18 protein-coding genes and 2 pseudogenes are annotated in these 22,426 nt (G+C 74.2%); 9 read left to right on the top strand and 11 right to left on the bottom strand.

Annotated features, from left to right (window positions below):
* Positions 1-53: 53 nt before the first annotated feature.
* The gene (locus tag ACH5A8_RS32055; protein WP_399007505.1) at positions 54-1,520 is read right to left on the bottom strand and encodes a cellulase family glycosylhydrolase; all 1,467 of its coding nucleotides are present in this window, start codon (positions 1,518-1,520) and stop codon (positions 54-56) included.
* A gap of 171 nt (positions 1,521-1,691) precedes the next feature.
* Between ACH5A8_RS32055 and ACH5A8_RS32050 the strand changes: the two genes are divergently transcribed.
* Positions 1,692-3,227 carry a ricin-type beta-trefoil lectin domain protein gene (locus ACH5A8_RS32050; RefSeq protein ID WP_399007504.1) on the top strand — a complete coding sequence of 512 codons (1,536 nt, stop codon included), beginning with the start codon at positions 1,692-1,694 and terminating at the stop codon, positions 3,225-3,227.
* A gap of 148 nt (positions 3,228-3,375) precedes the next feature.
* Here ACH5A8_RS32050 and ACH5A8_RS32045 read toward each other — a convergent pair whose 3' ends face one another.
* The gene (locus ACH5A8_RS32045; protein ID WP_399007503.1) at positions 3,376-5,775 is read right to left on the bottom strand and encodes an SCO7613 C-terminal domain-containing membrane protein; all 2,400 of its coding nucleotides are present in this window, start codon (positions 5,773-5,775) and stop codon (positions 3,376-3,378) included.
* 389 nt (positions 5,776-6,164) lie between these two features.
* Here ACH5A8_RS32045 and ACH5A8_RS32040 point away from each other — a divergent pair, with 389 nt between their 5' ends.
* Positions 6,165-6,569: a hypothetical protein gene (locus ACH5A8_RS32040; RefSeq protein WP_399007502.1), complete on the top strand. Its 405-nt coding sequence runs from the start codon at positions 6,165-6,167 to the stop codon at positions 6,567-6,569.
* Positions 6,570-6,693: 124 nt separating this feature from the next.
* On the opposite strand, the gene ACH5A8_RS32035 is transcribed toward ACH5A8_RS32040, so the two are convergent.
* Positions 6,694-7,953 (bottom strand): MFS transporter, encoded by a 1,260-nt coding sequence (locus tag ACH5A8_RS32035; RefSeq protein WP_399007501.1) that lies wholly within the window; start codon positions 7,951-7,953, stop codon positions 6,694-6,696.
* Positions 7,954-8,015: 62 nt separating this feature from the next.
* On the opposite strand from ACH5A8_RS32035, the gene ACH5A8_RS32030 reads away from it, so the two are divergent.
* The 3 genes from ACH5A8_RS32030 (at position 8,016) to ACH5A8_RS32020 (ending at position 10,640) form a co-directional block, all read left to right on the top strand.
* Positions 8,016-8,915, top strand: a complete 900-nt coding sequence (locus tag ACH5A8_RS32030) for a winged helix-turn-helix transcriptional regulator (protein WP_399007500.1) — start codon at positions 8,016-8,018, stop codon at positions 8,913-8,915.
* A 396-nt stretch (positions 8,916-9,311) separates the two neighbouring features.
* A complete protein-coding gene (locus tag ACH5A8_RS32025) occupies positions 9,312-9,962 on the top strand; it encodes a class I SAM-dependent methyltransferase (RefSeq protein ID WP_399007499.1) in 651 nt (216 codons plus the stop codon).
* A 159-nt stretch (positions 9,963-10,121) separates the two neighbouring features.
* Positions 10,122-10,640: a DUF1203 domain-containing protein gene (locus ACH5A8_RS32020; protein ID WP_399007498.1), complete on the top strand. Its 519-nt coding sequence runs from the start codon at positions 10,122-10,124 to the stop codon at positions 10,638-10,640.
* A 5-nt stretch (positions 10,641-10,645) separates the two neighbouring features.
* Here the strand turns inward: ACH5A8_RS32020 and ACH5A8_RS32015 are convergent.
* From ACH5A8_RS32015 to ACH5A8_RS32000, 4 genes and pseudogenes are all read right to left on the bottom strand, one after another.
* Positions 10,646-11,005 (bottom strand): annotated as a pseudogene (locus ACH5A8_RS32015) (NUDIX domain-containing protein); the annotation flags it as partial.
* Positions 11,006-11,207: 202 nt separating this feature from the next.
* The gene (locus ACH5A8_RS32010) at positions 11,208-11,672 is read right to left on the bottom strand and encodes a hypothetical protein (RefSeq protein ID WP_399007497.1); all 465 of its coding nucleotides are present in this window, start codon (positions 11,670-11,672) and stop codon (positions 11,208-11,210) included.
* Positions 11,673-11,879: 207 nt separating this feature from the next.
* Positions 11,880-12,620 (bottom strand): class I SAM-dependent methyltransferase, encoded by a 741-nt coding sequence (locus ACH5A8_RS32005; protein WP_399007496.1) that lies wholly within the window; start codon positions 12,618-12,620, stop codon positions 11,880-11,882.
* 406 nt (positions 12,621-13,026) lie between these two features.
* Positions 13,027-13,962 (bottom strand): LysR family transcriptional regulator, encoded by a 936-nt coding sequence (locus ACH5A8_RS32000; protein ID WP_399007495.1) that lies wholly within the window; start codon positions 13,960-13,962, stop codon positions 13,027-13,029.
* 176 nt (positions 13,963-14,138) lie between these two features.
* Between ACH5A8_RS32000 and ACH5A8_RS31995 the strand changes: the two genes are divergently transcribed.
* Positions 14,139-15,425: an MFS transporter gene (locus tag ACH5A8_RS31995; RefSeq protein ID WP_399007546.1), complete on the top strand. Its 1,287-nt coding sequence runs from the start codon at positions 14,139-14,141 to the stop codon at positions 15,423-15,425.
* Between the two features lie 79 nt (positions 15,426-15,504).
* On the opposite strand, the pseudogene ACH5A8_RS31990 reads toward ACH5A8_RS31995, so the two are convergent.
* From ACH5A8_RS31990 to ACH5A8_RS31980, 3 genes and pseudogenes are all read right to left on the bottom strand, one after another.
* A pseudogene (locus ACH5A8_RS31990) lies at positions 15,505-15,746 on the bottom strand (flavodoxin family protein); the annotation flags it as partial.
* Positions 15,747-15,877: 131 nt separating this feature from the next.
* Entirely contained in the window at positions 15,878-16,894 is a 1,017-nt protein-coding gene (locus tag ACH5A8_RS31985) for a HEAT repeat domain-containing protein (RefSeq protein ID WP_399007494.1), read from the bottom strand.
* Between the two features lie 3 nt (positions 16,895-16,897).
* Positions 16,898-17,569 (bottom strand): HEAT repeat domain-containing protein, encoded by a 672-nt coding sequence (locus ACH5A8_RS31980; RefSeq protein ID WP_399007493.1) that lies wholly within the window; start codon positions 17,567-17,569, stop codon positions 16,898-16,900.
* Between the two features lie 265 nt (positions 17,570-17,834).
* On the opposite strand from ACH5A8_RS31980, the gene ACH5A8_RS31975 reads away from it, so the two are divergent.
* Positions 17,835-18,869: a hypothetical protein gene (locus ACH5A8_RS31975; RefSeq protein ID WP_399007492.1), complete on the top strand. Its 1,035-nt coding sequence runs from the start codon at positions 17,835-17,837 to the stop codon at positions 18,867-18,869.
* Positions 18,870-19,049: 180 nt separating this feature from the next.
* On the opposite strand, the gene ACH5A8_RS31970 is transcribed toward ACH5A8_RS31975, so the two are convergent.
* On the bottom strand, positions 19,050-20,009 hold the full coding sequence (locus tag ACH5A8_RS31970) for an NADP-dependent oxidoreductase (protein ID WP_399007491.1): 960 nt from the start codon (positions 20,007-20,009) through the stop codon (positions 19,050-19,052).
* Positions 20,010-20,104: 95 nt separating this feature from the next.
* Here ACH5A8_RS31970 and ACH5A8_RS31965 point away from each other — a divergent pair, with 95 nt between their 5' ends.
* Together ACH5A8_RS31965 and ACH5A8_RS31960 are read left to right on the top strand one after the other, a co-directional pair.
* On the top strand, positions 20,105-20,419 hold the full coding sequence (locus ACH5A8_RS31965; RefSeq protein ID WP_399007490.1) for a GyrI-like domain-containing protein: 315 nt from the start codon (positions 20,105-20,107) through the stop codon (positions 20,417-20,419).
* 448 nt (positions 20,420-20,867) lie between these two features.
* Complete coding sequence (locus tag ACH5A8_RS31960) at positions 20,868-22,169, top strand: glycoside hydrolase family 6 protein (protein ID WP_399007489.1); 1,302 nt, start codon at positions 20,868-20,870, stop codon at positions 22,167-22,169.
* The last annotated feature ends 257 nt before the right edge of the window (positions 22,170-22,426 follow it).

Below are 22,426 nucleotides of genomic sequence, written 5' to 3'. Positions count from 1 at the left end.
CGGCGGCGCGAGGGGACACCCCGCACGGCGCCCTGCCGCGCGGGGCGCCACGGTCACGACGGGCCGGGAACGACGACGGACAGGCCGGCCGCGCCGGAGGACGAGCCGGACGCGTCGCGCGCCGACACGGTCGCGCCGCGCACACCGGGGGACGGGTCGCGCACGACGGTGACGGTGATCCGGCCGCCCGCGGTGGCCAGGACCCGCGCCCGGCCCGCCGCGCCGCGCCGTACGGTCGCCCTCCCGCCGACCGTGATCCGCCACCGCCCGGGCGGCAGCGACAGCTCGGTCACCTGCCATCCGCGCGGCGCCGCGGTGTACGCCAGCCGGTACACGCCGCTCGTGGCGTCGTAGGAGGCGGAGCGGACGGAACCCGCCACCGCCTCCGCGTACGGTTCGGCGGTCAGCTCCTTGTTGGGGCGGAAGGCGCCCGCGTCGTCGAGGGCGCAGTAGCCGCCGCCCCGGCACCACACGTAGCCCGCCCAGCCCGAGCTGTAGCGTCCCAGGGAGGCCATCGCGTCGCGGTAGAAGCGGTTCATGTTCGGCAGGTCGCTGTCGAGCGGCCCCCACTCGCCGACCACGACCGGCACCTCGTACTCCTCGGGGTAGCGGGTGACGGCGTCCTCGTACGCCGGGATCCAGCCGGCCGCCGGATCGTAGTCGGCGCCCGCCTCCATGGCCGTGTTGTAGAAGTGCGGCGCGTACACCACCTTGGGATCGTCGACGCGCCCGAGGCCGGTCGGCACGCCCTCGCCCACGATCGGGGTGGGTTCCACGAAGAGCCAGGCGTCCGGGTCGGCCGAACGGACCGCGTCGGCGAGACGGTCGTACATCGGGGTGAGCTGGTCGTGCTCGATCCGGCGGGCGGCCGTCGGCAGGTCCTCGCCCGGACGCGGTTCCCCCATCGGCTCGTTGATCAGGTCGTAGCCGAGGACGGCCGGGTGGCGGGCGAAGCGGGCGGCGAGCACGTGCCAGGCGCGGGCCTGGGCACGGCGCAGGTCCGCGTCCTCGTAGAGGTGGGTGAAGGCGCGCTGGACGGCCGGCTCGAAGTACTCGGCGAACCAGTCGTCCGGATGCGCGGTGAACGGCAGCGCGTCGGTCCTGGTCGCCCACTCGGGGATGCCGCGGTGGCCGAACGCCGGTCCGAACACGTCCTGGTGGAGGTCGATGACGACCTTCACGTCGTAGCGCGCGGCCCAGTCGAGGACGCGCCCGACGCGCCGCAGGTAGTCTTCGCCGTACCGGCCGGGCCGTGGCTCCAGGTCGTCCCAGAAGACCAGCAGCCGGGCGAAGTCGAAGCCCTTGGCCCGCAGGTCGCGGAAGTCGCGCTCGGTGATGGCCGTCAGGGCCTTGTCACCGCGGTGTTCCTTGTCCTCGACGTTCCAGCCGCGCAGCGTCAGGACCCGCCCGTACCGGTCGGTGAGAGGGGGGACGTCCCGCCCGGACGGGGCGGCGTCCGCGGTCGTGGGAGCGAGCAGCGCGGCGACGACCGCGCCTGTCGCCAAGGTGGTTCGCAGCACAGGGAGACCTCCGGCTCGTCGGTGCGCACGGTGCCGCGCATCACATCAGCCGCCGGGGCGTGTCTTCAAGACGTCGTGCCGGACATCTGGCGGAAGTTGTCGCGGGGAGTATTCCCAAAGCGCCTACCGGCCAGTAAGAACCGTGGGTGACCCCACGACCAGGAGGTGCCCATGAGACGACACTCCCGGTACAGACTCCGGTGGACGCTCGCCACCGTCGCCGCGACCGCCGGCCTGCTCGGGACGGCGTCCACGGCCGTCCCCGCGGCGGCCGCCGGAACGGACGGCACACGGACCGCGTCCGTCACCGCGCTCCCGCCCGATCTGGAGGCCGTCCGCGCGGCGGAGGCCACCGCGCTCTACGGCGACGCGGCCGTGCGCCCCCTCGCCGAACGAAGGACCGCGCTGATCTCGCTGGGCGACAGCGAGATCTCCGGCGAGGGCGTCGGCACCTACGAAACGCCGACCAACGGCCCCTCCAACTGGTGCCACCGCTCGCCCGACGCCGCCATCCACCGCACCGGCATCCCCGCGGACCTCACCTACAACGTGGCCTGCTCCGGCGCCTACACCGGCAACATCCGCATCGGGGGCACGAAGCAGTACGCCGACGAACTGGTCCAGAGCGACAGCCTGGCCGTCAAGGCCCGCAACACCCGTATCAAGATGGTGCTGTTGGTGGCGGGCGCCAACGACGACCTCCAGTTCGGTCCCGTCATGACCGACTGCGTCGAGCGCTACCTGCTCTCCCAGGGCCCCTGCGAGAGCAAGTACGCACCGGGCTGGCAGGCCCGCGTCGACGCCCTGGTCCCCAAGGTCGAGCAGACCGTGCGCGACCTCAAGTCCGTGATGCGCGACGCCGGTTACGCCGACGACGACTACAAACTCGTCGTCATGAGCTACCCGAGCCCCATCGGCCCCGACTTCCGCGACAACCCGGACTTCCCCGGCAAGCTCGCCTGCGGCGGCCTCGGCTACGACTCGGACACCGCCTGGGGCCGCAACGTGGCCGTCCCCGCCTTCGAACGCGGCATCCGCGAGGCCGCCGCCGACACCGGTGCGTTCTACCTCGACGACTCGCGCCTGTTCAACGGCCACGAGGTGTGCACGGAGAACACCTGGGCCCGCGGCCTCTACATCGACCTGTCCAAGCCCGGTCTGCCGGACGAGAACTCCGTACGGCAGTCCTTCCACCCCAACGCGCGCGGCCACGCCGCCTTCGCGTCCTGCCTCACCCAGTTCTACGACTCCGGGCTGCGCGAGGGCGCGTGCGCCGACGTCGACTCCTCCGGCGCCCCCACGCTCTTCCCGCAGGCATGGGACGACGTGTACCGGCCGGTGCGCAACCAGGCGACCGGCGACTGCGTCGACGTGGACTCCTCGCAGAGCGCCGACGGGACCGCGGTGCTCGGCTGGGACTGCGGCGGCACACGCAACCAGGACTGGTGGTACGACTCCGCCCGGCACACCTTCCACACCGCTCTGACCCAGGACCGCTGCCTGGACGTGCCGGGCGCCCGGTACCAGGCGGGCGCCGCGCTGATCATCTGGAACTGCTCCGGCGCGGCGAACCAGAAGTTCGTCCGTGACGGCGGCACGATCCGGCCGTCGGCCGCGACCGGGCTGTGCCTGACCCAGACCGCCGACCGGCAGCCCCTGCGCCTGCGGAACTGCGACGGCTCGGCCGGCCAGCGCTTCACCCCGTGACCGGGGCGGGGCCGGCGCTTCGCCCTCCGACCGGGTCGGGGCCGGCGCCTCACCTCGTGACCGGGGGCGGGGCCGGTGACCTGACCGAGCCCCGCCGAGGCCGCACCGCCCGCCGCTCCCGTGACGGGCAAGTGCCGCGGCAGGCACCCTAGTTCATCCGGCCCAGCACCTCCCGCACCCGCCGTACGTCCCGGAGCCGCCGCTCGTACGTCGCGCCGACGGCGAGCAGCAGCAGCCCGGCGAGTGCGGGAGGCACCCAGCGGGGCAGGGCGTCGGCGACCTGCGCCAGCCAGGGGGCCAGCTCGTGCAGCGCGTCCAGCACGAGCACCCCGCCGCCCAGCAGCAGCGGCGCCCGAAGCCGGTGCCGGGCGCCCAGCAGGGTGACCAGCAGCGCCGCCGCGCCCAGCAGCCACGGGCGGGTGGTGTGCCCGTCCGCCCAGGCGGCCACGAGGCTCGGCACGAGCGTGACGGCGAGACCAGGGCCGTACGCCACCCACGACGACGCCCGCGGATCGCGCCGCCGGCGCAACGCGCCCACCACGAGCGCCGGGACGGTCACCGGCAGCGTGTACGCCTCCGGCGCCGTGACGCCCCAGCCCACGAGGCGCACCCAGGCGGCCAGCGCGAACAGCGCGGTGGCGGCGTGGGCGACGGGGCGGCGGTCGGCGCGCACGGCCGTCCCGGCGGCGATCACCGCGGACAGGGACAGCACCAGGGAGAGCGTCGCCGCGTCGGTGACCGCCAGTCCGACCGCGAGGAGACCGGCGACCGCGCCCGTCGCCTCGACGGCCACGGTCGTCCGGGCGTCGGCGGCCCGTGCGGCGAGCAGCGCCGCGACGGCGGGGACGACGAGCACGAGCAGCGCGGTGTGCCCCGGTGCCCAGCCCGCCGCCGCGCCCACCGCGGAGGCCAGTGCGGTGCCGTGGCCGAGCGCGGCCGGGGCCGCGACCGTCGCTAGGCGCCGCCTGAACGCCGCCGCCGCGAAGAGCGCCGTCAGCGCGATGAGCATCCCCAGCGTCGCGGACCGGATCGGCAACGCGAGGAACGCGAGCGAGACGGACGTGACGAGGGCGAGCACCGATGCCGGGAGCATGCCGGTCCCCTCCGTCGCCCGGGACCACGTCGCCACCGCCAGCAGCCCCGCCGTCACCGCCGCCTCCAGCACGAGCGCCGCCGGGTAGGGCACGTCCAGCACCTCCGGCAGGACCATCAGCGCGGCCCACCCGAGCACCAGCGCGTCCACCAGGGCCCAGGACCGCCACGCCGGGGCGCGGACCGCGAGGACGAGGACGGCGGCGACTGCGGCCAGGACCAACGGCGCCGCCTCAGACTGCGGCAGCCACGGCGCACCGACCGTCACGGCCTCCCGGGCGCCGTCCGGCGCCCCCGACCAGAGCCGTGGAGCCCAGCCGGCCGGCCCCACCAGCACCAGTACCAGCAGCGGCAGCGCCGACAGCACCGCCAGGCCCTGCACGGTCGCGGAGGCGAGGACGAGGCCGCGCCGCACCGCCTTCGGTGTCCACTCGCCCTTGAGCGCCGCCATCAGCGCGATGCCGAAGGCGAGGTGGACGGGCACCAGCCAGACGGCCGGCAGCATCGGGCGGACGACGCCGCCGAACGCGACCACGGCGAGCAGACCCACCGCGACGCACAGCCCGACGGCATGCCCCTCGGACCGGTCCCCCCGGGCCGCCGCCAGCGCGATGCCGGCCGCGAACAGCAGCAGCCCGCCCGCACAGGCGCCGGTCCCCGGACCGCCGGCCGTCCAGGACAGCCAGGCCGCACCCAGCATGCCCCAGGCCCCCAGGCCGTACGCGCCGACGACGGCGGCGATCCGCACCGGCACGGCCGCCGCGCGCAGCGCCACCGCCGTGTCGCACGCGGCCGTCACGAGCAGCGCGGCGGTGATCCCGATCCGCCCCGCGTCGGCCGCCACCGCCCACAGCAGCAACGGCAGTTGGGCCGCGGCGAGCGCGGCCGGGAGCGGCAGCCGCAGCGCCGACGCGCGGGGCCACAGCCCGTACCCCGTCCACACGGCGGCCAGCACCGCCGACGCCCCGGCCGCGTACGCCGTGCCGTCCACGCCGGCGAGGGCGACCGCGTGCAGCGCGTAGGCGTCGAGCACCGTGAGCGCCAGCGCGAGTCCCGCCACCGCCTCGGCCGTCGAGCGCAGACCGCGTCCCAGCAGCGGCAGCGGAGCGGCCAGGGCGGCCACCGTGACCGCGCCCAGCACCAGCGAGCGCCCGGCGATCCCCAGGTGTCCCCAGCTGACCAGCGTGAACGCGATCGCCGCGACGGTCAGCAGCAGGCCGCCCAGGAGCAGCAGCATGTTCTGCACGCGCGGCGCGGCGGCCTCGGTGCGGGGCCGCGAGGGCGTGGCCGCGTGCGGCACCGGGCCGGGCCGCGGCGGGTGCCCCGGCAGCGGCGGGGGGAGATGGGCGATCAACCAGGCCCGGCGCGCGAGCAGTTGGGCGCGGCGGGCGTCCAGCCGCCACAGTTCGGTGTCGATGAGCCGCAGCTCGTCGGCCGGTGACGGAACGTGTGTCATGGTCCGGAGTGTGGGCCGCGGCCCCGCCGCACGGCATGAGCGTGGGTACTCAGAAGGTACTCAGGCCCGGGGGGAGGGGCCCCGGGGAGGGGGTCCAGGTACTCAGATCGCCGGGAGAGAGGCCCATGGGGCGGCGGATGCGCTCGTCGTGCCAGTCGCGCCGGACGTGACGAGCGTGCGGGTTGTGCCTCAAGTATCGACTCCGGAGCGGGCGCCGCCTCTCTGGTGCTGCCCCGGCACGACGGAGACCGCAGGCTCGTCACGGCCTCGACCGTGCCGCCGAGGAAGGCCCGGCTGGACGTTCTCGGCCTCTGGAGTGCTACGGCGGACCCCGGGGCCTGCTCGACTTCGAGGCCATGCGGGAACGAGCGTCCCGCCAACACGACGCTGTGCTCGCCGCTTGGAACGAGCTGACCGCGGCGCATCCCCCGGCCCGCCCGCTCGTCGACTTCGTCGCTCGCCACGAGGCCGATCCGGAGGGGTATTCCCTGGCCGACGCGAAGCGGGAGCACCTGGCCCAGCCGCTGGTCCAGGACGTGGCGCGGCGGGCCGTCGCGGGGGACCCGCACTTCGGGACGTCGTTCCTGCTCAACGACCCGGTCGCGTATTTCGCGCGACAGCACGAGGAGAACCGCCTGCGGGCCATCCAGGGCACCGTGCCCGGCTTCGCCCTGATCACCCTCGACGGCTCGTGGACGGACGCGGACACCGACGGCTACTGGGACCGGGGCAACCGCCACCTCGACGACCTCGACCCCGAGGCCGTCGTCGTCGACGTGCTCTGTCACTGCTGAGCCGTGCGCCCGGGCCGTTCCGGCCGCCCAGGCCGTCCCACGGCACCGGCCCCGCGCGTTCGCGCAGGTCGGCGGATTGTCAGTGGGGGGCCGGCGGGCGAAGTCCTTGCTGCCGCCCGTCCGTTCAGGCGAGTTCGCGCATGCGGCGGACAGGGCTCGCGAGCAGGATCGCGGGGCTGACCAGGGAGAGCACGGCCATGAGGGCGAACGAGGCGCGCTCGCCCCACAGGGCGGCGGCGCCTCCCGCGGCGAGCGCGCCGAACGGGATCGCGCCCCAGGAGATGAAGCGGACCGTCGCCATCACGCGCGGCAGCAGTTCCGGGGGTGTGGCGGTCTGCCGGTAGGTGCGGGTCACGATGCTCGTGATCACCACACTGGCGGCGAAACCGCCGTTCCCCACGGCGAACAGGAGGAGCGCCGCGGAGTGGCCGGCCAGCGGCATCAGCGCCGCGAAGCCCGGGGAGGCGACCGCGGCCCAGCGCAGCGCACGGCCACTGCCCAGACGGGCCACGATCCAGGGCGTCAGCGCCGCACCGGCCAGGGTGCCGAGACCCTCGGTCGCGATGAGCACGCCCACCAGGGCGGGCGGCGCGTCGAGCGTGCGGACCAGGAACACCGGGGTGAGCGCCATCAGCCCGCCGCAGACGAAGTTGACGGCGGTCGCGTCCGCCGCGCAGGGCCCGATGACGGGGTGACGGGTGACGTACCGCCAGCCCTCGCGGATCATCTCGCCCATGCCGCGCCGCGGGCCCTCCTGAGCGGGGTGCGCGACCCTCGGCAGGCTGCCCATGAGCGCGGCCGAGACGAGGTAGCTCACCGCGTCGACCGCGATCGACGTCGCCGCGCCGAGCAGCTGGACCAGCACGCCGCCGAGGGACGGGCCACCGAGCTGGGTCGCCGCCCTGGTCCCCGAGGTGAGGCTGTTGCGGGCGGTGAGTTCCTCCTTGCTGACGATGGAGGGCAGGAAGGTCGAGTTGCCGATGTCGAAGACGACGGACGCCAGCCCGACCACCAGCGCGACGACGATCAGCTGCGCCAGGCTCAGCACACCGAGCGCGGCGGTCACCGGCACCGAGGCCACCGCGACGGCCCGGGCCAGGTCCATCGCCACCTGGGTCCCGCGGAGCGGCAGACGATGCACGAGGACCCCGGCCGGCAGGCCGATGAGGAGCCACGAGGCGAAGGAGGCGGCCGTGATCAGACTGACCTCGAACGCCGAGGCGTGCAGCACCAGAACCGCGAGCAGCGGCAGGGCCACCGCCGTCACGGCGTCGCCGATCCCGCTCGCCGTGGACGCGCCCCAGTACCGCCAGAAGGCCGCCGCGCGCGCCGCGCCGCCCGGCTGCCCGTCCTTCTCCGCGCGTCCCCGCACCGCCGTCGTCATGCCCGCCCCCGTCAACGCCCGTCGAGTGAGTCTCTTTAGGGAACTCACTATACTCATGGATCATGCGATACACAGAGCTCGGTGACCCGGACTGCGCGATCGCGCAGGCGCTGGCCGTGGTCGGTGACCCGTGGACGCTGCTCCTGCTGCGCGACATCGCGGGCGGGACGCACCAGTTCGACGCGCTCAGGGACGGACTCGGCATCAGCCGCAAGGTGCTGACGGCGCGTCTGGGGACCCTCACCGCGGACGGGGTGCTGGAGAAGCGCCTCTACAGTCCGCGCCCTCCGCGGTACGAGTACCACCTCACGCCGGCCGGACGAGGCCTGCTGCCGGTCCTCGTCGCCCTCCAGGACTGGGGCGCCCGTCATGTCATGGGCGACGGCGTCCTCTCGGCCACCAGCACGGCCGACTCCGCCGAGACCCGGCGCGTGCGCGCCCTGGTGGGGCGCCGGCTTCCCGAGCTCCGACTCGCCGGCCCGGCGGGCGAGCAGGTGGACCCGGTCTCCGCCGACCGGGCCTGGACGGTCCTGTACTGCTTCCCCGGGGCCTACGCCCCCGGCGGCCAGGACTACCCGCCGGGCTGGGAACGGATCCCGGGCGCCCGCGGCTGCACACTGGAGTCGTGCACCTACCGCGACCGGATGGCGGCCTTCGCGGACCGTGACGTGAGCGTGCGCGGAGTCAGCACCCAGCGCCCCGACCAGCTCGCCGCCTTCGCGGAACACGCGCGGATCGCGTTCCCGCTCCTGTCCGACGCCGAGCTGCGGCTCGCCGCGGCGCTGCGGCTGCCGACCTTCCGCGCGGCGGGTGTGGACCGGCTCAAACGCCTCACCCTCGTCCTCGACTCCTCCCGCACGGTGCGCGGTGTGCTGTACCCCCTCGACGACCCCGCGGGTTCGGTCGAGGACGCCCTGGCACTCGTCGACTCGCTGGCGGGACAAGGCAGTTCGGATGTGTGAGACGGGAGCGGTCCGGACCTGCGGAGGCGCTCCCCCCGCCTCCCGTGAAAGCCCCCGCCCTCCACGAGACCGACTGCTCCCGGTCGTCCGTGCCGTCCAGCAGTTCCACCGGCACCAGGTCCGGGCCATGTTCCTCGGCCGAGAACCGGTCGTAGGCACACTCCCACAGCGGGGCCGGCTGACACAGCGGGGGAGCCGATAGCGGCAGACGAACGCGGGCCGGCCGGGCTGCGGAACGAAGACGCGCCGGCTCCACGGACCGGGCCGGTGGTGGATCTCGTCCGGTCGGTCACCCCGGTCGACCAGGCCTCGATCCGCAGGACGCGCTGACCCTCCACTTCCCGAACCTCCGCGGGGAAACGGCTGATCCCGGCGTCAGGAACTATTGTCACCGGCATGGTCGAACACGATGATGCCTTCAGCGCCACCCGGGAGGCCTACGACACCGTCGCTCCCACCTATGCGCGCATGTTCCGCGACACGTTGCGCGACAGTCCCCTGGACCGCGCGATCCTGGGAGCCTTCGCCGAGGTCGCCGGCGCGAGCGGGGACGGACGGGTCGCGGACCTGGGCTGCGGGCCCGGCCATGTCACCGCCCATCTGCACGAGTCGGGGACGGCCGCGTTCGGCGTCGACGCCTCTCCCACGATGATCGAGCTGGCTCGACAGGCCTATCCGGGCCTGCGGTTCGACGTGGGCTCGATGGCCGCGTTGGACATCGAGGACGGCACGCTGGGCGGCGTACTCTCCCGCTGGTCCGTCATCCACACGCCGCCGCACGAACTCCCCGCGATCCTGAAGGAGTTCCACCGCGTGTTGGCCCCCGGCGGCCACCTCCTGATCGGCTTCTCGGCCGGCGACGACCCTTCTCGTCCCACCCAGGTCTTCGATCACACGGTCGCGCCGGCCTATCGGTGGTGGCCGGATCACCTCTCCGCGACACTGCGCGAGAACGGGCTCGCCGAGGTGGCCCGAATGGTGCGCGAACCTCAGCCCACCGACCGACGGCAGTTCCAGGAGATCCACCTGCTCGCCCGCAAGGCCTAGGGCACACGGGAGGGCGGCACGCTGGGAGGGCGGGGTGCGGGGAAGGCGGGGCACGTGGGCACGGGACGGGCGGGGGCAGCACGGGACGGGCGGGTCACACGCCAACGCGACGTCCGTTTACCGCCAGCGCCCACGGGCAGTTCGAGCCAGCATGGGCACATGACCAGGTACACCGTTTCGCCCATCGACACGACCGCACTCGAGGAACTGCGGGTCGCCGACGACGCGGGCCGCCCCTGCGCCCCGTACACCGCGACCCACGACGACGCGGGCTCCCCGCTGCGCTGTTGCCTGCGTCCCATCACACCCGGTGAACGGATCGCCCTCGTCTCGTACGCCCCGTTGCGGCGTTGGGCCGCCGAGAGGGGCGTCCTTCCGGGCGCGTACGACGAACAGGGTCCCGTCTTCATCCACGTCGACGAGTGCGGCGGGTTCACCCCCGGCGAGAACTACCCCTTCGATCGGCCGGGCGCCCTGCGCACCGTGCGTCGCTACGACGCCCGGGGCCGCATCGCCGGTGGACGCCTCCTGGAGATTCCGGCCGACGCCACGGCCGGCTTCGACGCGGCCTTCGACGACGCGTTCAGCGACCCGGACGTGGCGCTCGTGCACGTCAGGGCGCTGGAATACGGATGCCTCCACTTCGAGGTGCGACGCCCCACCGCCGAGGAGCGGTAGCCGGCGTCCGGCGGCCACCACCGCCAGTCGCCGACCCTCTCGCCGGGCTGGTCGGTCGGTTCTCCGCGCCGGCGGGTGACATGTGCGCCGAAGGTGATGCGGACGACGTCGCCGACCTGGTCGAGGAGCATGCCGGCAGGCGGACGTCGTCCGGGTCGGCGTGCGGGCCGGTTTCCTCGGCGAGTTCGCGAACGACGGTCTCCTGCAACGACTCGCCCGGCTCCACGGTCCCGCCGGGCAGCTCCCGCGTGCCCGGCCGGTGTCGGCCCAGCAGCAGGCCGCGGGGCCCGAGCGACACGGCGCCGACGCCGACGGCCGCCTGGGCGACCGGGGGGTTTCACGGTGCGGGGACGGGCGGCGATCCGGGACATCGGGACAGCGGGCGCGGGCCCGCTGGATCCGGGCGGCGGGCGCGTCGACGCCGTCCACGCGCGCACAGGAGGCGCGGGCCAGGTGAGCGGCGTGCGGGCGGTCCCTCAGCCGACGTGGAGCACGCGCCGGAGCCCGGCGGCACCAGGTCTCATGCCATCGGCTCGGCTGCGCACATGTCCCGTTGCCGCCCGTCCCTCAGCCGAGTCGGGCGTCGAACGACGCCGCGTCCCCGTACCACTTCCGGTGCACCCAGAGCCGTTCCCCGGCGAGCGTCGTCCGCGTCCATGTCCCGGCGAACGGGCCGATCGCCGTGCTCCGGGGCAACCGCGTGATCACGCGCGTCGGCTTCACGCCGCCGAACCGCCCGTACTTGAGCACGACGACGTTCCGGTCGGTCTCGGCGAGGACGCGCCGAGTGGTCAGGCAGACGACGACCACTCCGCTCACCATCATGCCCACGAAGCCACCGAGCGGTCCCTGCCCACCGCCGCCGGCCGCGAGAGCCAGCCCCTGCCCCGCCGCCAACCCGGCCACCACGATCCAGAGCGCCGCCCGGGGACTGATCCCGCCCTGGGCGACGATGACCCGCCCGATCCGCTCACCGGGCTGCAGCAGCCGCTGCGTACGCTCCGCGACCGCGTGTGACGACTGCGACGTCATGGCCGGCTCTCTCCGATCACTTCCAAACCTGAGCGGATCTTGAACGCCGTGAGGTGTAACTGTCAACCATCCTCCGCTTCGGACGCTGGTCCGTTCCGCGTGGGCACGCAAGCTGCGCAAGCCACAGAAGCCGGGGCTACGCGGGGCCGGGCCGCGTCCGACCGCTGTCCTCCGCGCACGCGTCGGTCCCCGGAGCCTGCCCGGCGATCACCGGAGGACCAGCAGGTCCATCCAACTGATCGCCGGAGTCCCGGGATCGGCGGCTGCGGCCTGGCGGATCCGGGCGATTCCGCGGGCGTAGGCGTCGTCGCTGAGGGCGCGGAGCTTGGTGTCGGAGTCGCGGCGTAGACGGTCGGCGTAGGCGGCGAGGGTGGGCGCCGACTCCTGCGGGAGCGAGCGCAGAGCGGACCGCCGGAAGCCGGCCGTGGCGAAGGCCGCCTCGACCTCCTCGACGGTCGGGTAGCCTGCGACACCGTCCGCGGTCTCGGGGAAGAAGCGGACGCGCAGGTCGCGTTCGCCGCGGCCGGGGAACGTGTTGCGGATGAGGACCGGCGCTCCGGGGCGCAGCGTACGGCGCAGCTCGCGGGCGGCGGCCTCCAGATCGCCGATGTGGTGCATCACGGAGCCGAGCCACGCGGCGTCCGCGCAGGCGTCGGGCACGGGCAGCGCCTCCGCGCGTCCCTCCAGTGCCCGGACGCCGGCGCTCTCGGGGATCAACGCGCGCATCGCCGCGGCCGGTTCGACGGCGAGCACCTTCACGCCGAACCAGTCGTGGAACGCGCCGGCGAAACCGCCGGTGCCCGCGCCGACGTCCAGGACGGTCGCCCCGGGCGCGAGCCGCGCCTCGGCGGCGACGGCCTGCCGCCACGCTTCCAGGCCCTCGCGCGGGATCTCCCGCGCCTCCCGGTACTCGGCGGCCGTCGCGGCGTCGTAGCTGGTTCCTGGCATCGGCTGTTCTCCTCGACGGTGTCGGGCCGCGCCGTCGCGGAGCCGGTGGACGGATTTCCGGACGGCTCGCCGGATCCGGGTCCTCGGGGTGCCGCCCGTACCGGGATCACCGGTCGGCGGCTGCGTGCGGAGAGCGGGGCGGACGCCTCGACGCTGAGTGCGGCCCCGGGCCTCAAGGCCCCTGGAGACTGTGCGGCCGACGGTGGGACATGGCGGTGTCGGCGGACCGGCGACGCGGTACGCGGTTCACCGCACGCCACCCCCGTGCGGCGCGGAGGAGGAGACGGGACGGCGGCCGGCTTCGTGGTGCGCCCGGCGACGTTCCGATCAGGACGGTAGCCGCCCGATTCGACAGATGTCCAGACCAGACGCCGCGGCTTGTGCCGCCGTCCTGGCGCGGCGGTGGTCAGCGTGGCTCCGCCCAGTCCGGCCGCCAGGTCCCGGCCATGTCGTGGCCGCCCGTGGTGGTGGCGAGGTGTGAGCGGAGGACGGCCAGCGCCGGGTGGGGATTGTCGCGATGCCAAAGGAGCGAGTGCGGGTAGACGGGTGTCGGGTCGGTGACCGGGATGCGGCGCAGGCCGTGGCCGGCGGGCCAGACGAGGCGGGTGTCCTCGCCCATGAAGGTGGCCAGGGCCGGGGTGTCGGCGATGGTGTCGAGGAGCGCGTCCGAGCCGAAGTTGGGGCCGGTCGCCTCGATGGTGAGGCCGAACTCGGCGACGAGGTCGTCGTAGTAGGCGGCCCACTCGGTGCCGGGGACGATTCCGGGCATCCAGATCCGGTGCCCGGCGAGCTCGGCGACGCTCACCGACCGGACGCCCGCCAGCGCGTGGCGGGGACCGGTGAGCAGCTGGAGCGGCTCGTCGAGCACCCGGACGGATTCGATGTCCTCGGGAAGAGGCCGGCCCGGCGCTCCGACGGCGCGGAAGGACGCGTCGATCTCACCGGACCGGATGGCGGCGACGGCCGCGTCGATGCTGAACAGCATCACCACGTCGAGGTCGACCTCGGGGTGCGCGCGGTGGAAGCCGCGCATCAGGACCGACGACGCGGCCCGCGAGGCGATCACGTCGACGCGCAGCGCACGGCGGCCGGTGCGCACGGACGCGACCGCGCGCTCGGCGACGCGCAGCAGCTCACGCGCGTGCGGCCAGAACGCCTGCCCGTCGATCGTGAGCTCGGCGCCGCGCGGCGTGCGGGTGAACAGCCGCACGCCGAGGTCGCGCTCCAGCCCGGCGATGCGCTTGGAGACGGCCTGCTGGGTGATCGCCAACTGGGCGGCGGCCTCCTGGAACTGCCCCGCCTCGGCGGCCGCGACGAAGGTCCGGACGGTGTCGAGGTCCATGCCGACACCCTATGGCCACAACCATTGGTTGTGGGATCGGGCCCTCGCGGTTGTTTGCCCCCCGGAGGTGCCGCCCGCTTTGATGCTTCCGGTCGCGCAACGGTTGTACGACCAGTGGCGGAGTGGCGGGCGCCACGCGCTGAGGGCGAGGACGAACGGGGTCGGGCATGTCGGGCATGAGGAGCGGGCGGCGTCCGGGGCGTGCGCTCGGACATCGGCTCGGTCGGCGGTTCGGGTGGCTCTGGGCAGCGTACGGGACCAGCGCGCTCGGCACGTGGCTCGCCTTCGGCGCGTTCCCGCTGATCGCCGTCCGGGTGCTGCACGCCGGACCGGCCGAGGTCGCCGCGCTCTCCTCGGCGGGGGCCGCCGTCGGTGCGGCCGTGGCGGTGCCGCTCGGTCCGTGGGTGGAGTTCCGCCGCAAGCGGCCCGTGCTGATCACGATGGACCTGGCGCGGTGCGCGGCGCTGCTGACGATTCCCGTCGCGTTCGCGCTCGGCGTGCTCACCTTCGTCCAGCTCCTGCTGGTCTCGGTCGTCGTCGCGGCGGCCGACATCACCTTCCGGGCCGCCTCCGGGGCGTATCTGAAGACACTGCTGCCCGCCGGGGACCTGCTCGTCGCCAACGCCCGCTTCGAGTCCACGGCCTGGACGACCACGATCATCGGACCGCCGCTCGGCGGCGCGGCGATCGGCTTCCTCGGTCCGGTGGCGACGGTGGTGGCCGACGCCGTCAGCTACCTGCTCTCGACCTTGGGCATCCGCGCGATGGGCGGGGACGAGGCGCGGCCCGAGCGCGGAGCGGCCCCTCGCATGCGGGCCGGGGACCTGCTCGACGGCTGGCGGTACATCCTCGCCGACGCGTCGCTGCGTCCGCTGTTCTTCAACACCGCCCTGTTCAACGGCCTGGTGATGGCCGCCGAGCCGCTGCTGGCCGTCCTGATGCTCGGCCGGCTCGGGTTCGCGCCGTGGCAGTACGGTCTCGCCTTCGCCGCGCCCTCGATCGGCGGACTGATCGGTTCCCGGCTGGCCCGGCCGCTGGTCACCCGGTACGGGCAGCACCGGGTTCTGGCCGCGACCGGGACGCTGCGCGCGCTCTGGCCTGTCGGCCTCGCGTTCCTGGGACCGGGCGCCGGCGGGCTGCTGCTGGTGATGGGCGTCGAGCTCGGGCTCATCTTCTGCTGCGGGGTCTTCAACCCCGTCTACGCCACCTACCGCCTCGAACGCACCGCGCCCGACCGCGCCGCCCGGACGCTGTCCGCCTGGGCGGTGACGACCAAGGCCTCGACCGCCCTCCTGACGGCCCTGTGGGGCGTACTGGGAGCGCTGCTCGGCCCGCGTACGGCCATCGGTCTGGCCGGCGTGCTCATCCTCGCGACCCCCTTGCTGCTTCCCCGCCGCCCGGCGGCACCCCTCGCTGAGCCGGAACCGGAACCGGAACCGGAACCGGAGCCGGACCACGCCTGATGGCGATCTCGCCGAACAGGTGCCCGGAAGAGGCGACGGCCGTCACCGACTCCGCACGAGCGCCGACTCGCCCGAAGGCTCAGGACGGCGGAGCCGGGAGCGGTTCTCGGCCAGCGCCCGTGCGGCGTGGACGAGGTTGGAGGCCATGGCCCGTCCGGTCGACGCCGCCCAGTCGTGACCGCGGTCGTCGTCGAGGTAGTCGGGACCGGGGCCGGGGCCCGGGTGCCAGTACGTCCACGCCTGGCCGGGGATCGTGGAGCCGATGTCCGCGAGGGCGTCGCTGACACCTTCCCCGCGCTCGACGATCACATGAGCGGACCCCGCGACCGGTTCACTCCACCGCACCGAGCAGCGGCGTGCACGCACGGGGACGACTCCCGCCGGTGGGTCGGCGACGCCCGCCGGTGGGCCGGCCGCGCGGCGAGGACGGCGCCCGGCGACCGGGCCCGGGTTCACTCCCGCGCGTCGCCGCCCCGTAGCCGGAGCACGTACGCCGCGGTGAGCGCGACGGCGCGGTCCTCGTCGTGGGAGAGGTCCGCGAGGGCGCATGACGCCGTGGCGCCGGGGATGTCCGCGAGTGCCTGTGTCAGCCGTCGACGCGCGGGCGTGCCGACGGCGCCGTGGGCGAGGCGGTCGACGAGACCGGCGGCGATCCGGTCCGCCGACGCGGGATCGGCCGCCAGCGCGCTCAGCGCGTCCGCCGCGTCGACGTCGTTCCCCTCCTCGGAGATCATGTCGATCAGCGTCGGGACCGCGTCGGCCACGCCCCGTGCCCCGAGCGCCAGAGCCGCGTGGCCGCGGACCACGGCATCGGCGTGCGTCAGGGCTCCCCGCAGCAGGGTGGTCGCGCCGTCGTCGGTCATCTCGGCGAGGGACCGGACAGCACGCTCGCGCACCTCGGCGGAGGGTGAGCCGAGGCCGTCCGCCAGCAGGGCCGGCCCGTCCACGTCCCCGGATCGCGCCAGAGCCCACCGGAGGGCCCCGGCGACATTCGGGTCCGGCTCGCTCAGCACGGCCTCGACCAGCGCCTCCACCGGCACGGGGACTCCCTCGCCCGAGGACAGGGCCGCGCGCTGCCGCACCCCCGCGCTCTTCGAGCCCAACGCCTGGAGGAGCGCGACGACCTGGAGGACGTCCTCCCAGTGAGAGGGCTCCGCGGCATCGATCCGGCGGAGCCGTGTGAGCAGCTCCGTCTCCGCCGCGATGCGCTCGCGCGTCCCACGGATGAGGTCGTCGACGAGTTCCGCGGGCGCGAAGCCGGGATCCTCCAGCGCGCGCCCGACCTCGCGCAGCGACAGCCCCAGCGACCGCAGGCTCTCGATGTGGAAGACCCGCCGGATGTCCTCGCCGGAGTACTCGCGGTAGCCGGAGCCGGTGCGGCCCGTCGGCCGCACCAGGCCGAGCGATTCGTAGTGCCTGAGCATGCGGGCGCTGACCCCGGACCGCCGTGCGACGTCACCGATCAGCACCGCCTACCGCCCCTCCCGGCCCGCCCCGCCGAGGGCCACGAGGCGCTTGGCCTCCTCGATCGCGAACTCGAATCCGGCATCCGGGTCACGCCACAGCCGTTCCGTGGCCCGCGCGTGCGCGCGCACCCGGGGGTCGGGATCGGTCGTCGCGGCGGTCAGCGCCGGCGCCGTCGCCTCCCCGAGCGCGATCAGTGCCCGGCTCAGACTCAGCTGCGTCTCGCGTCCACCGCGTCCCAGCTGTGACGCCAGCACCACGGCCAACTCCTGTTCCTCCCCCTCGGGCACGAGCACGACGGCGGTCCGCCAGGCGCTCCGGGCCACCTCGTCGTCGGCGTCGCACAGCAGCGCCGGTGTGATCGCCGGCCACGCCTGCCGGTCCCCGACCTTCGACAGCGTGTGCAGCGCCTGGCTCCGTGCCTGTGCGCGTTCCGATCGGAGTTCGCCGACCAGCACCGGGACCGTCACCGCCGCCGGGTGACGGGTGAGCGCCCACGTCAGCATGTCACGCACGGAGAACTCGGGCTCGACCGCGCACCGTTCGACGAGCGCGCCGATGGCTCCCGGGTCCGGCGTCGTGCCGGCCGCCAGCGCCGCCCGCAGCCGGACCGACGGGTCGTCGCTCTCCAGTTCCCGAACGGTCCGCGCCGTACGGGTGTCCGCTTCCGGCATCGTCATCAGGACCACCTCCTCGGCCACAGTGAAGACCTTGTCACGGTGTCAGGGTCAAGCGGTCCGGGCCGGGGAACGGCCGGTCACCGCGGCGGTCGCACGGTCGGCATCGCGCGGACGACCTGCGACGGACGACAGGACATACGGCCCAGGCGTACAACCATTCGAGTGACTCATCGGTCTCCTCGCTGACCAGCATCTTGGTCGTGCCTCAGAGGAGACCGTCATTTCCGCCATACGCAACACCCTGGCCGCCGCCGCCGTCACCACCGTGGTCCTCGCCGGGACCGCCGCCTGCGGGACCGTGGAGAACCTGACCGCGGGCCAGAAGCTCGACCGTGCCTTCGACGAACTCGGCGAGCGGCACTCGCTCACCCTCGAGCTGGGCCTGGACACCGACCCGGCGACCCTCGAGGCCCTGGACGCCGAGGCGAAGCCCGAGGACAGGATGCCCGACGAGGCCGCCGAGCTGCTCAGCGGCGCCCGGATCTCCGTCTCCGTGGAGTCGAAGAAGCCCCTCCAGGACTCCGGCGACAAGGACTTGAGCGGCATGGCCCTGAAGTTCAGCGGCCCGAAGGGGGACTTGTTCGAGTACCGGCTGATCGGCAAGACCGCCTACGTCCGCGCCGACGTGGCCGCGTTCACGAAGATGTCGGGCGTCCCGGTCCCCGGTGCCGACGAAGTGCCCGCCGGGGCGGGGGCGTTCAAGAAGGTACTCGCCGGCGAGTGGATCAAGATCTCCGCCGAGGACCTGCGGAAGACCGGCGAGGAGATGGCTCAGGGGGAGGCCGCCGGGGACGGGAAGCCCACCGCGAGCCCCACCCTCGACGCCCGGACGCAGAAGAAGCTGATGGACGACCTGCGCCGGGTGGTGCTCAAGGAGGTCGAGTTCAAGACCGCCGGCGGCACGGACGGCACCGAGCACGTCAAGGCCACGGCTCCCTTCCGCACGCTGCTGGCCGAACTGCTGGACGAGATCCGCCCGCTGGCCCGGCAACTGCCCTCGGGAGGCGGGCTGCCCACGGACGACGACCTCAAGGACGCGCCGAACAAGAAGGTCACGGCCGACTTCACGCTGAAGAACGGCGCCCTGAGCGGCGTTTCCGTGGACCTCGCCCCGCTGACGGAGAAGGCGAAGGGCAAGAAGCTCGCCCTGGTGCTGCGCACCGTGAAGGGGGCGCGGCCCACGGCCCCGGCGGGGGCCACCGAGGTCCGGATGGATCAGCTCATGGAGGGCTTCTTCGGCGGCGTCATGGGCGGGACCCTCGGCGAGGGAACGCTGTCGGAGGACGGCACCGACGGCTGAGCCGCACGCCGCGACCCACCTCCGCCGCACCGACGAAGGCCCCCTTCGCACCCACGAAGGACCCCTCTTCGCATCCACCAAGGCCTCCCCTGCGCACCCGCGAAGGGGAGGCCTTCGGCGCGCCGAAGGCCGAGCGGCCGGAACCGGAAGCAGGCCGACGCCGGTCCGGCGCGGCGGTCCTCAGTCCATCACGAGGACCAGCTTGCCCGTGGTGCGTCCGGTCTCCCCGATCTCGTGCGCCTTGGCGGCCTCGGCCAGGGGGAACGTACCGGCGACGGCGGGGCGCAGCTTCCCCGCCTCGACGAGCTCGGCGATCGCCCGCATCCCGTGGTGGTCGGCGTCCACCAGCATCCTGACCGCCCGCACACCGAGCTGGTCCGCCTCCGCGTGGAAGTCGTCGGAGCCGACCGGCAGGATCGACACCACGATCCCGCCCGGGCGCAGCATCCGCAGCGAGCGGACGGAGGTGTCGCCGCCGAGGGTGTCCAGGACGACGTCGACGTCCCGTACGGCCTCGGTGACGTCGGTCGTACGGTAGTCGATGGGCTCGTCCACGCCGATCTCGCGCAGGAAGTCGTGCTTGCCCGCGCTCGCGGTGCCGATGACGTACGCGCCGTGGGCCTTCGCGATCTGCACCGCCACGTGGCCGACCCCGCCGGCCGCCGCGTGGATCAGCACCCGCTGCCCGGCGCGCAGCCGGGCCCGCTCCACCAGGGCCTGCCACGCGGTCAGTGAGACCAGCGGCAGCGCACCGGCCCGGACGTGGTCGACGCCGGCCGGCTTGGCGGCGAAGGCACGGGCCGGGGCGGTCACGTACTCGGCGTGCGAGCCGTGTCCGAAGGGATAGGGGAGCATGCCGAAGACCTCGTCCCCGGGCCGGAAGAGGGCCACGCCGACGCCGGTCGCCTCGACGACGCCGGAGACGTCCCAGCCGAGCACGTACGGCGGCTCGCCGAGGAAGACCCGCTGGGCGCGGTGCTTCCAGTCGGTGGGGTTGACCCCGGAGGCCTTCACCCGCACCAGCACCTCGTTGGGGCGCGGCACCGGCCGCTCCAGTTCGATCTGCTTCAGGACCTCGGGGCCGCCGAGGACGTCCTGGCCGATGGCGCGCATCGTGTTCGCGGTGTTCACCTCACTCATGGTGAACCAGCCTGCCCCGGCCCGCCCGCCGGGGAAACGGCGGGACGGCCGCCGGCCTCTCGGACCAGGACTCGCGGGGCGTGGTGACGGCGAGCGTGCGACAGTCGGACCGCTTCGACGAGGGCAGCGAACGCGACTACCACCACGCCGTGTTGATTTCGGCCACCGAGGTGCCCGAGGGTCTCGACGTGCTGGACTGCCCGGCGGGCGCCTGGGCCGTGTTCGAGAACGCCGGGCCGTTCCCGCAGGCGCTGCGGCAGATGCGGGGCGAGGTGGCCGCCCAGTGGATGCCCTCCCATCCGTACGAGTACCGTCCGGGGCCGGAAATCCTTCGCAGCCGCCCGACGCAGGACGCCCCGACGTGGTCCGACGCGCACCTGTGGATCCCGGTGACCCGCACCTCGGTCTGAGCCGGGCGCCGGGTGGCGGGGCGGGGAGGGGAGGACGGCCCCGGAACGAAGCCGCCCGCTCCTCGCGCCGCCCCCGGCTCTTCGCGCCGCAGTGTCCCTCGCGCCGCCCCCGGCTCTTCGCGCCGCAGTGTCCCTCGCGCCGCCCCCGGCTTCTCGCGCCGCAGTGTCCCTCGCGCCGCCCCCGGCTTCTCGCGCCGCAGTGTCCCTCGCGCCGCGCCCGGCTCTTCGCGCCGCAGTGCCCCTTGCGCCGCAGTGGCCATCGCGTCGGCGACGCTCCGGCGCGCAGGGGTCTCAACAGGCTCCCGAATCTTCATGACTTGAAGCCCGTCGAAGGGATTGACGCCGCTCTCGTATGAGGGGTTAATTCCTTGGTGCCGTGCATGGGAGCGCTCCCAGACATGTTGTGGACGCGCACGGCCACCCCTACGCATCCGAGGAGTCCATCCGCATGACCGCACGCGACCATGCCGGAAGCACGGAAACACCCGGCGGAACCAGCGCAGCCGACGAGACCGGAAGAAGCAGTGGAGCCGACGCGGCCGGCGGAGTCGGCAGGGCCTTCGGATTCGGCGGCCGAGCCCTTCGTCCGCTCACCGTCACCGCGGCCGCCGCCGCGCTGGCCGCCACCGCGTTCGCCGCCGCTCCCGCGACGGTCGCGGCGCCGGCGCACGGCGGGCGGCCCACCGCCCTGTACACCCCGCCCGCGAACGCGGACGCCAACCGGCAGATCCTGGATCTGGCACGGCACGGAAAGATCGAGGACGCGGCCGGCGTGCTGGCGATGACGCTGACCCCGCAGGCCGTGTGGTACGGCGACGGCACGCCCGACGAGGTGCGGGCGTCGGTGCACAGAACGGTCGTGGACGCGGCTCGCCGCCACGCGCTGCCGGTCCTGGCGCTCTACAACATCCCGGGCCGGGACTGCGCCCAGTACTCGGCCGGCGGCGCCGCCGACACCCCGCAGTACGAGGCGTGGATCGACGCCGTGCGCGCGGGCATCGGCGACCTGCCCGCCACCGTGGTGCTGGAACCGGACTCGCTGGCGCTGCTGCCCTCGGACTGCGGCCAGGACGACGCGCAGGGCAGCAGGACCACCGAGCGTTACACGGAGATCCACTACGCGGTGGACGCCCTGGAACCGCTCGCCGGGACCAAGGTCTACCTGGACGCCGGGCACAGCGGCTGGCACAGCGTCAACGACATCGTGCCCCGCCTGGTCGCCGGCGGCGTCGACGACGCCACCGGCTTCTTCCTGAACATCTCCAACTACCGCTCCGACAGCGAACTGGCCCGGTACGGCAAGCTGATCTCGTCCTGCCTGAGCTACGTGTCGGACGGCGGCCCGGTGGCCGACTGCCCGAACCAGTGGTGGCCGGTGAACGACGCCCAGGCATGGATCGACGCACACGTGCACGCGGCGCCGTCCGCCATGAAGCACTTCGTCACCGACACCAGCCGCAACGGCCAGGGCCCGTGGACCCCGCCGGCCGGTGTCTACTCCGACCCGCAGGACTGGTGCAACCCGCCCGGCCGAGGCGTCGGCGCCCGGCCGACCCTCAAGACGGGCGACCCGTTGGCCGACGCCAAGCTGTGGGTGAAGATCCCCGGCGAGTCGGACGGGCAGTGCACCCGCGGCACGGCGGGCCCCGACGACCCCGAGCGTGGTTACCAGGACCCGGCGGCCGGCAAGTGGTTCCCGCAGCAGGCCCTGGAACTGGTGCACAACGCCAGCCCCCGACTGCTGCCCTGACCGGCGCGCGCCGACGGGGAAGGACCCCGGGAGCCGGCCTCGGCGTCACCGCCGAGGCCGGCGGGCGCACGCCCGCATCGCCCGCCCACGGCGCCGGCGCGGCCGGGAGGCGGGCACGTCGTGGTCGCCGGTGAGGTCCCCGCGGCGGCCGAACAGCCGATAGGCCTCGCGCAGCGCCGTCGGCAGCCGGACGCCCAGCCGCTCCTCGGCGGCGCCGAGATCGGCTTCGGGCCAGCCGTCGTCGTCCCCCAGGGGGG

The sequence above is a fragment of the Streptomyces sp. NPDC018610 genome (assembly GCF_044391765.1).
In the GTDB taxonomy this organism is placed as follows: Bacteria; Actinomycetota; Actinomycetes; order Streptomycetales; family Streptomycetaceae; genus Streptomyces.
This window is presented reverse-complemented; position numbering and strand designations above follow the sequence as displayed.

Bases quoted from the DNA above. Each gene is read 5' to 3' on its own strand.
- ACH5A8_RS31995 (WP_399007546.1), top strand. From the start codon at position 14,139: ATGAGGAGCGGGCGGCGTCCGGGGCGTGCGCTCGGACATCGGCTCGGT.
- ACH5A8_RS32045 (WP_399007503.1), bottom strand. From the start codon at position 5,775: ATGACACACGTTCCGTCACCGGCCGACGAGCTGCGGCTCATCGACACC.
- ACH5A8_RS32035 (WP_399007501.1), bottom strand. From the start codon at position 7,953: ATGACGACGGCGGTGCGGGGACGCGCGGAGAAGGACGGGCAGCCGGGC.
- ACH5A8_RS32020 (WP_399007498.1), top strand. From the start codon at position 10,122: ATGACCAGGTACACCGTTTCGCCCATCGACACGACCGCACTCGAGGAA.
- ACH5A8_RS32025 (WP_399007499.1), top strand. From the start codon at position 9,312: ATGGTCGAACACGATGATGCCTTCAGCGCCACCCGGGAGGCCTACGAC.
- ACH5A8_RS31960 (WP_399007489.1), top strand. From the start codon at position 20,868: ATGACCGCACGCGACCATGCCGGAAGCACGGAAACACCCGGCGGAACC.
- ACH5A8_RS32030 (WP_399007500.1), top strand. From the start codon at position 8,016: ATGCGATACACAGAGCTCGGTGACCCGGACTGCGCGATCGCGCAGGCG.
- ACH5A8_RS32000 (WP_399007495.1), bottom strand. From the start codon at position 13,962: ATGGACCTCGACACCGTCCGGACCTTCGTCGCGGCCGCCGAGGCGGGG.
- ACH5A8_RS32010 (WP_399007497.1), bottom strand. From the start codon at position 11,672: ATGACGTCGCAGTCGTCACACGCGGTCGCGGAGCGTACGCAGCGGCTG.
- ACH5A8_RS32050 (WP_399007504.1), top strand. From the start codon at position 1,692: ATGAGACGACACTCCCGGTACAGACTCCGGTGGACGCTCGCCACCGTC.
- ACH5A8_RS31980 (WP_399007493.1), bottom strand. From the start codon at position 17,569: ATGACGATGCCGGAAGCGGACACCCGTACGGCGCGGACCGTTCGGGAA.
- ACH5A8_RS31970 (WP_399007491.1), bottom strand. From the start codon at position 20,009: ATGAGTGAGGTGAACACCGCGAACACGATGCGCGCCATCGGCCAGGAC.
- ACH5A8_RS32005 (WP_399007496.1), bottom strand. From the start codon at position 12,620: ATGCCAGGAACCAGCTACGACGCCGCGACGGCCGCCGAGTACCGGGAG.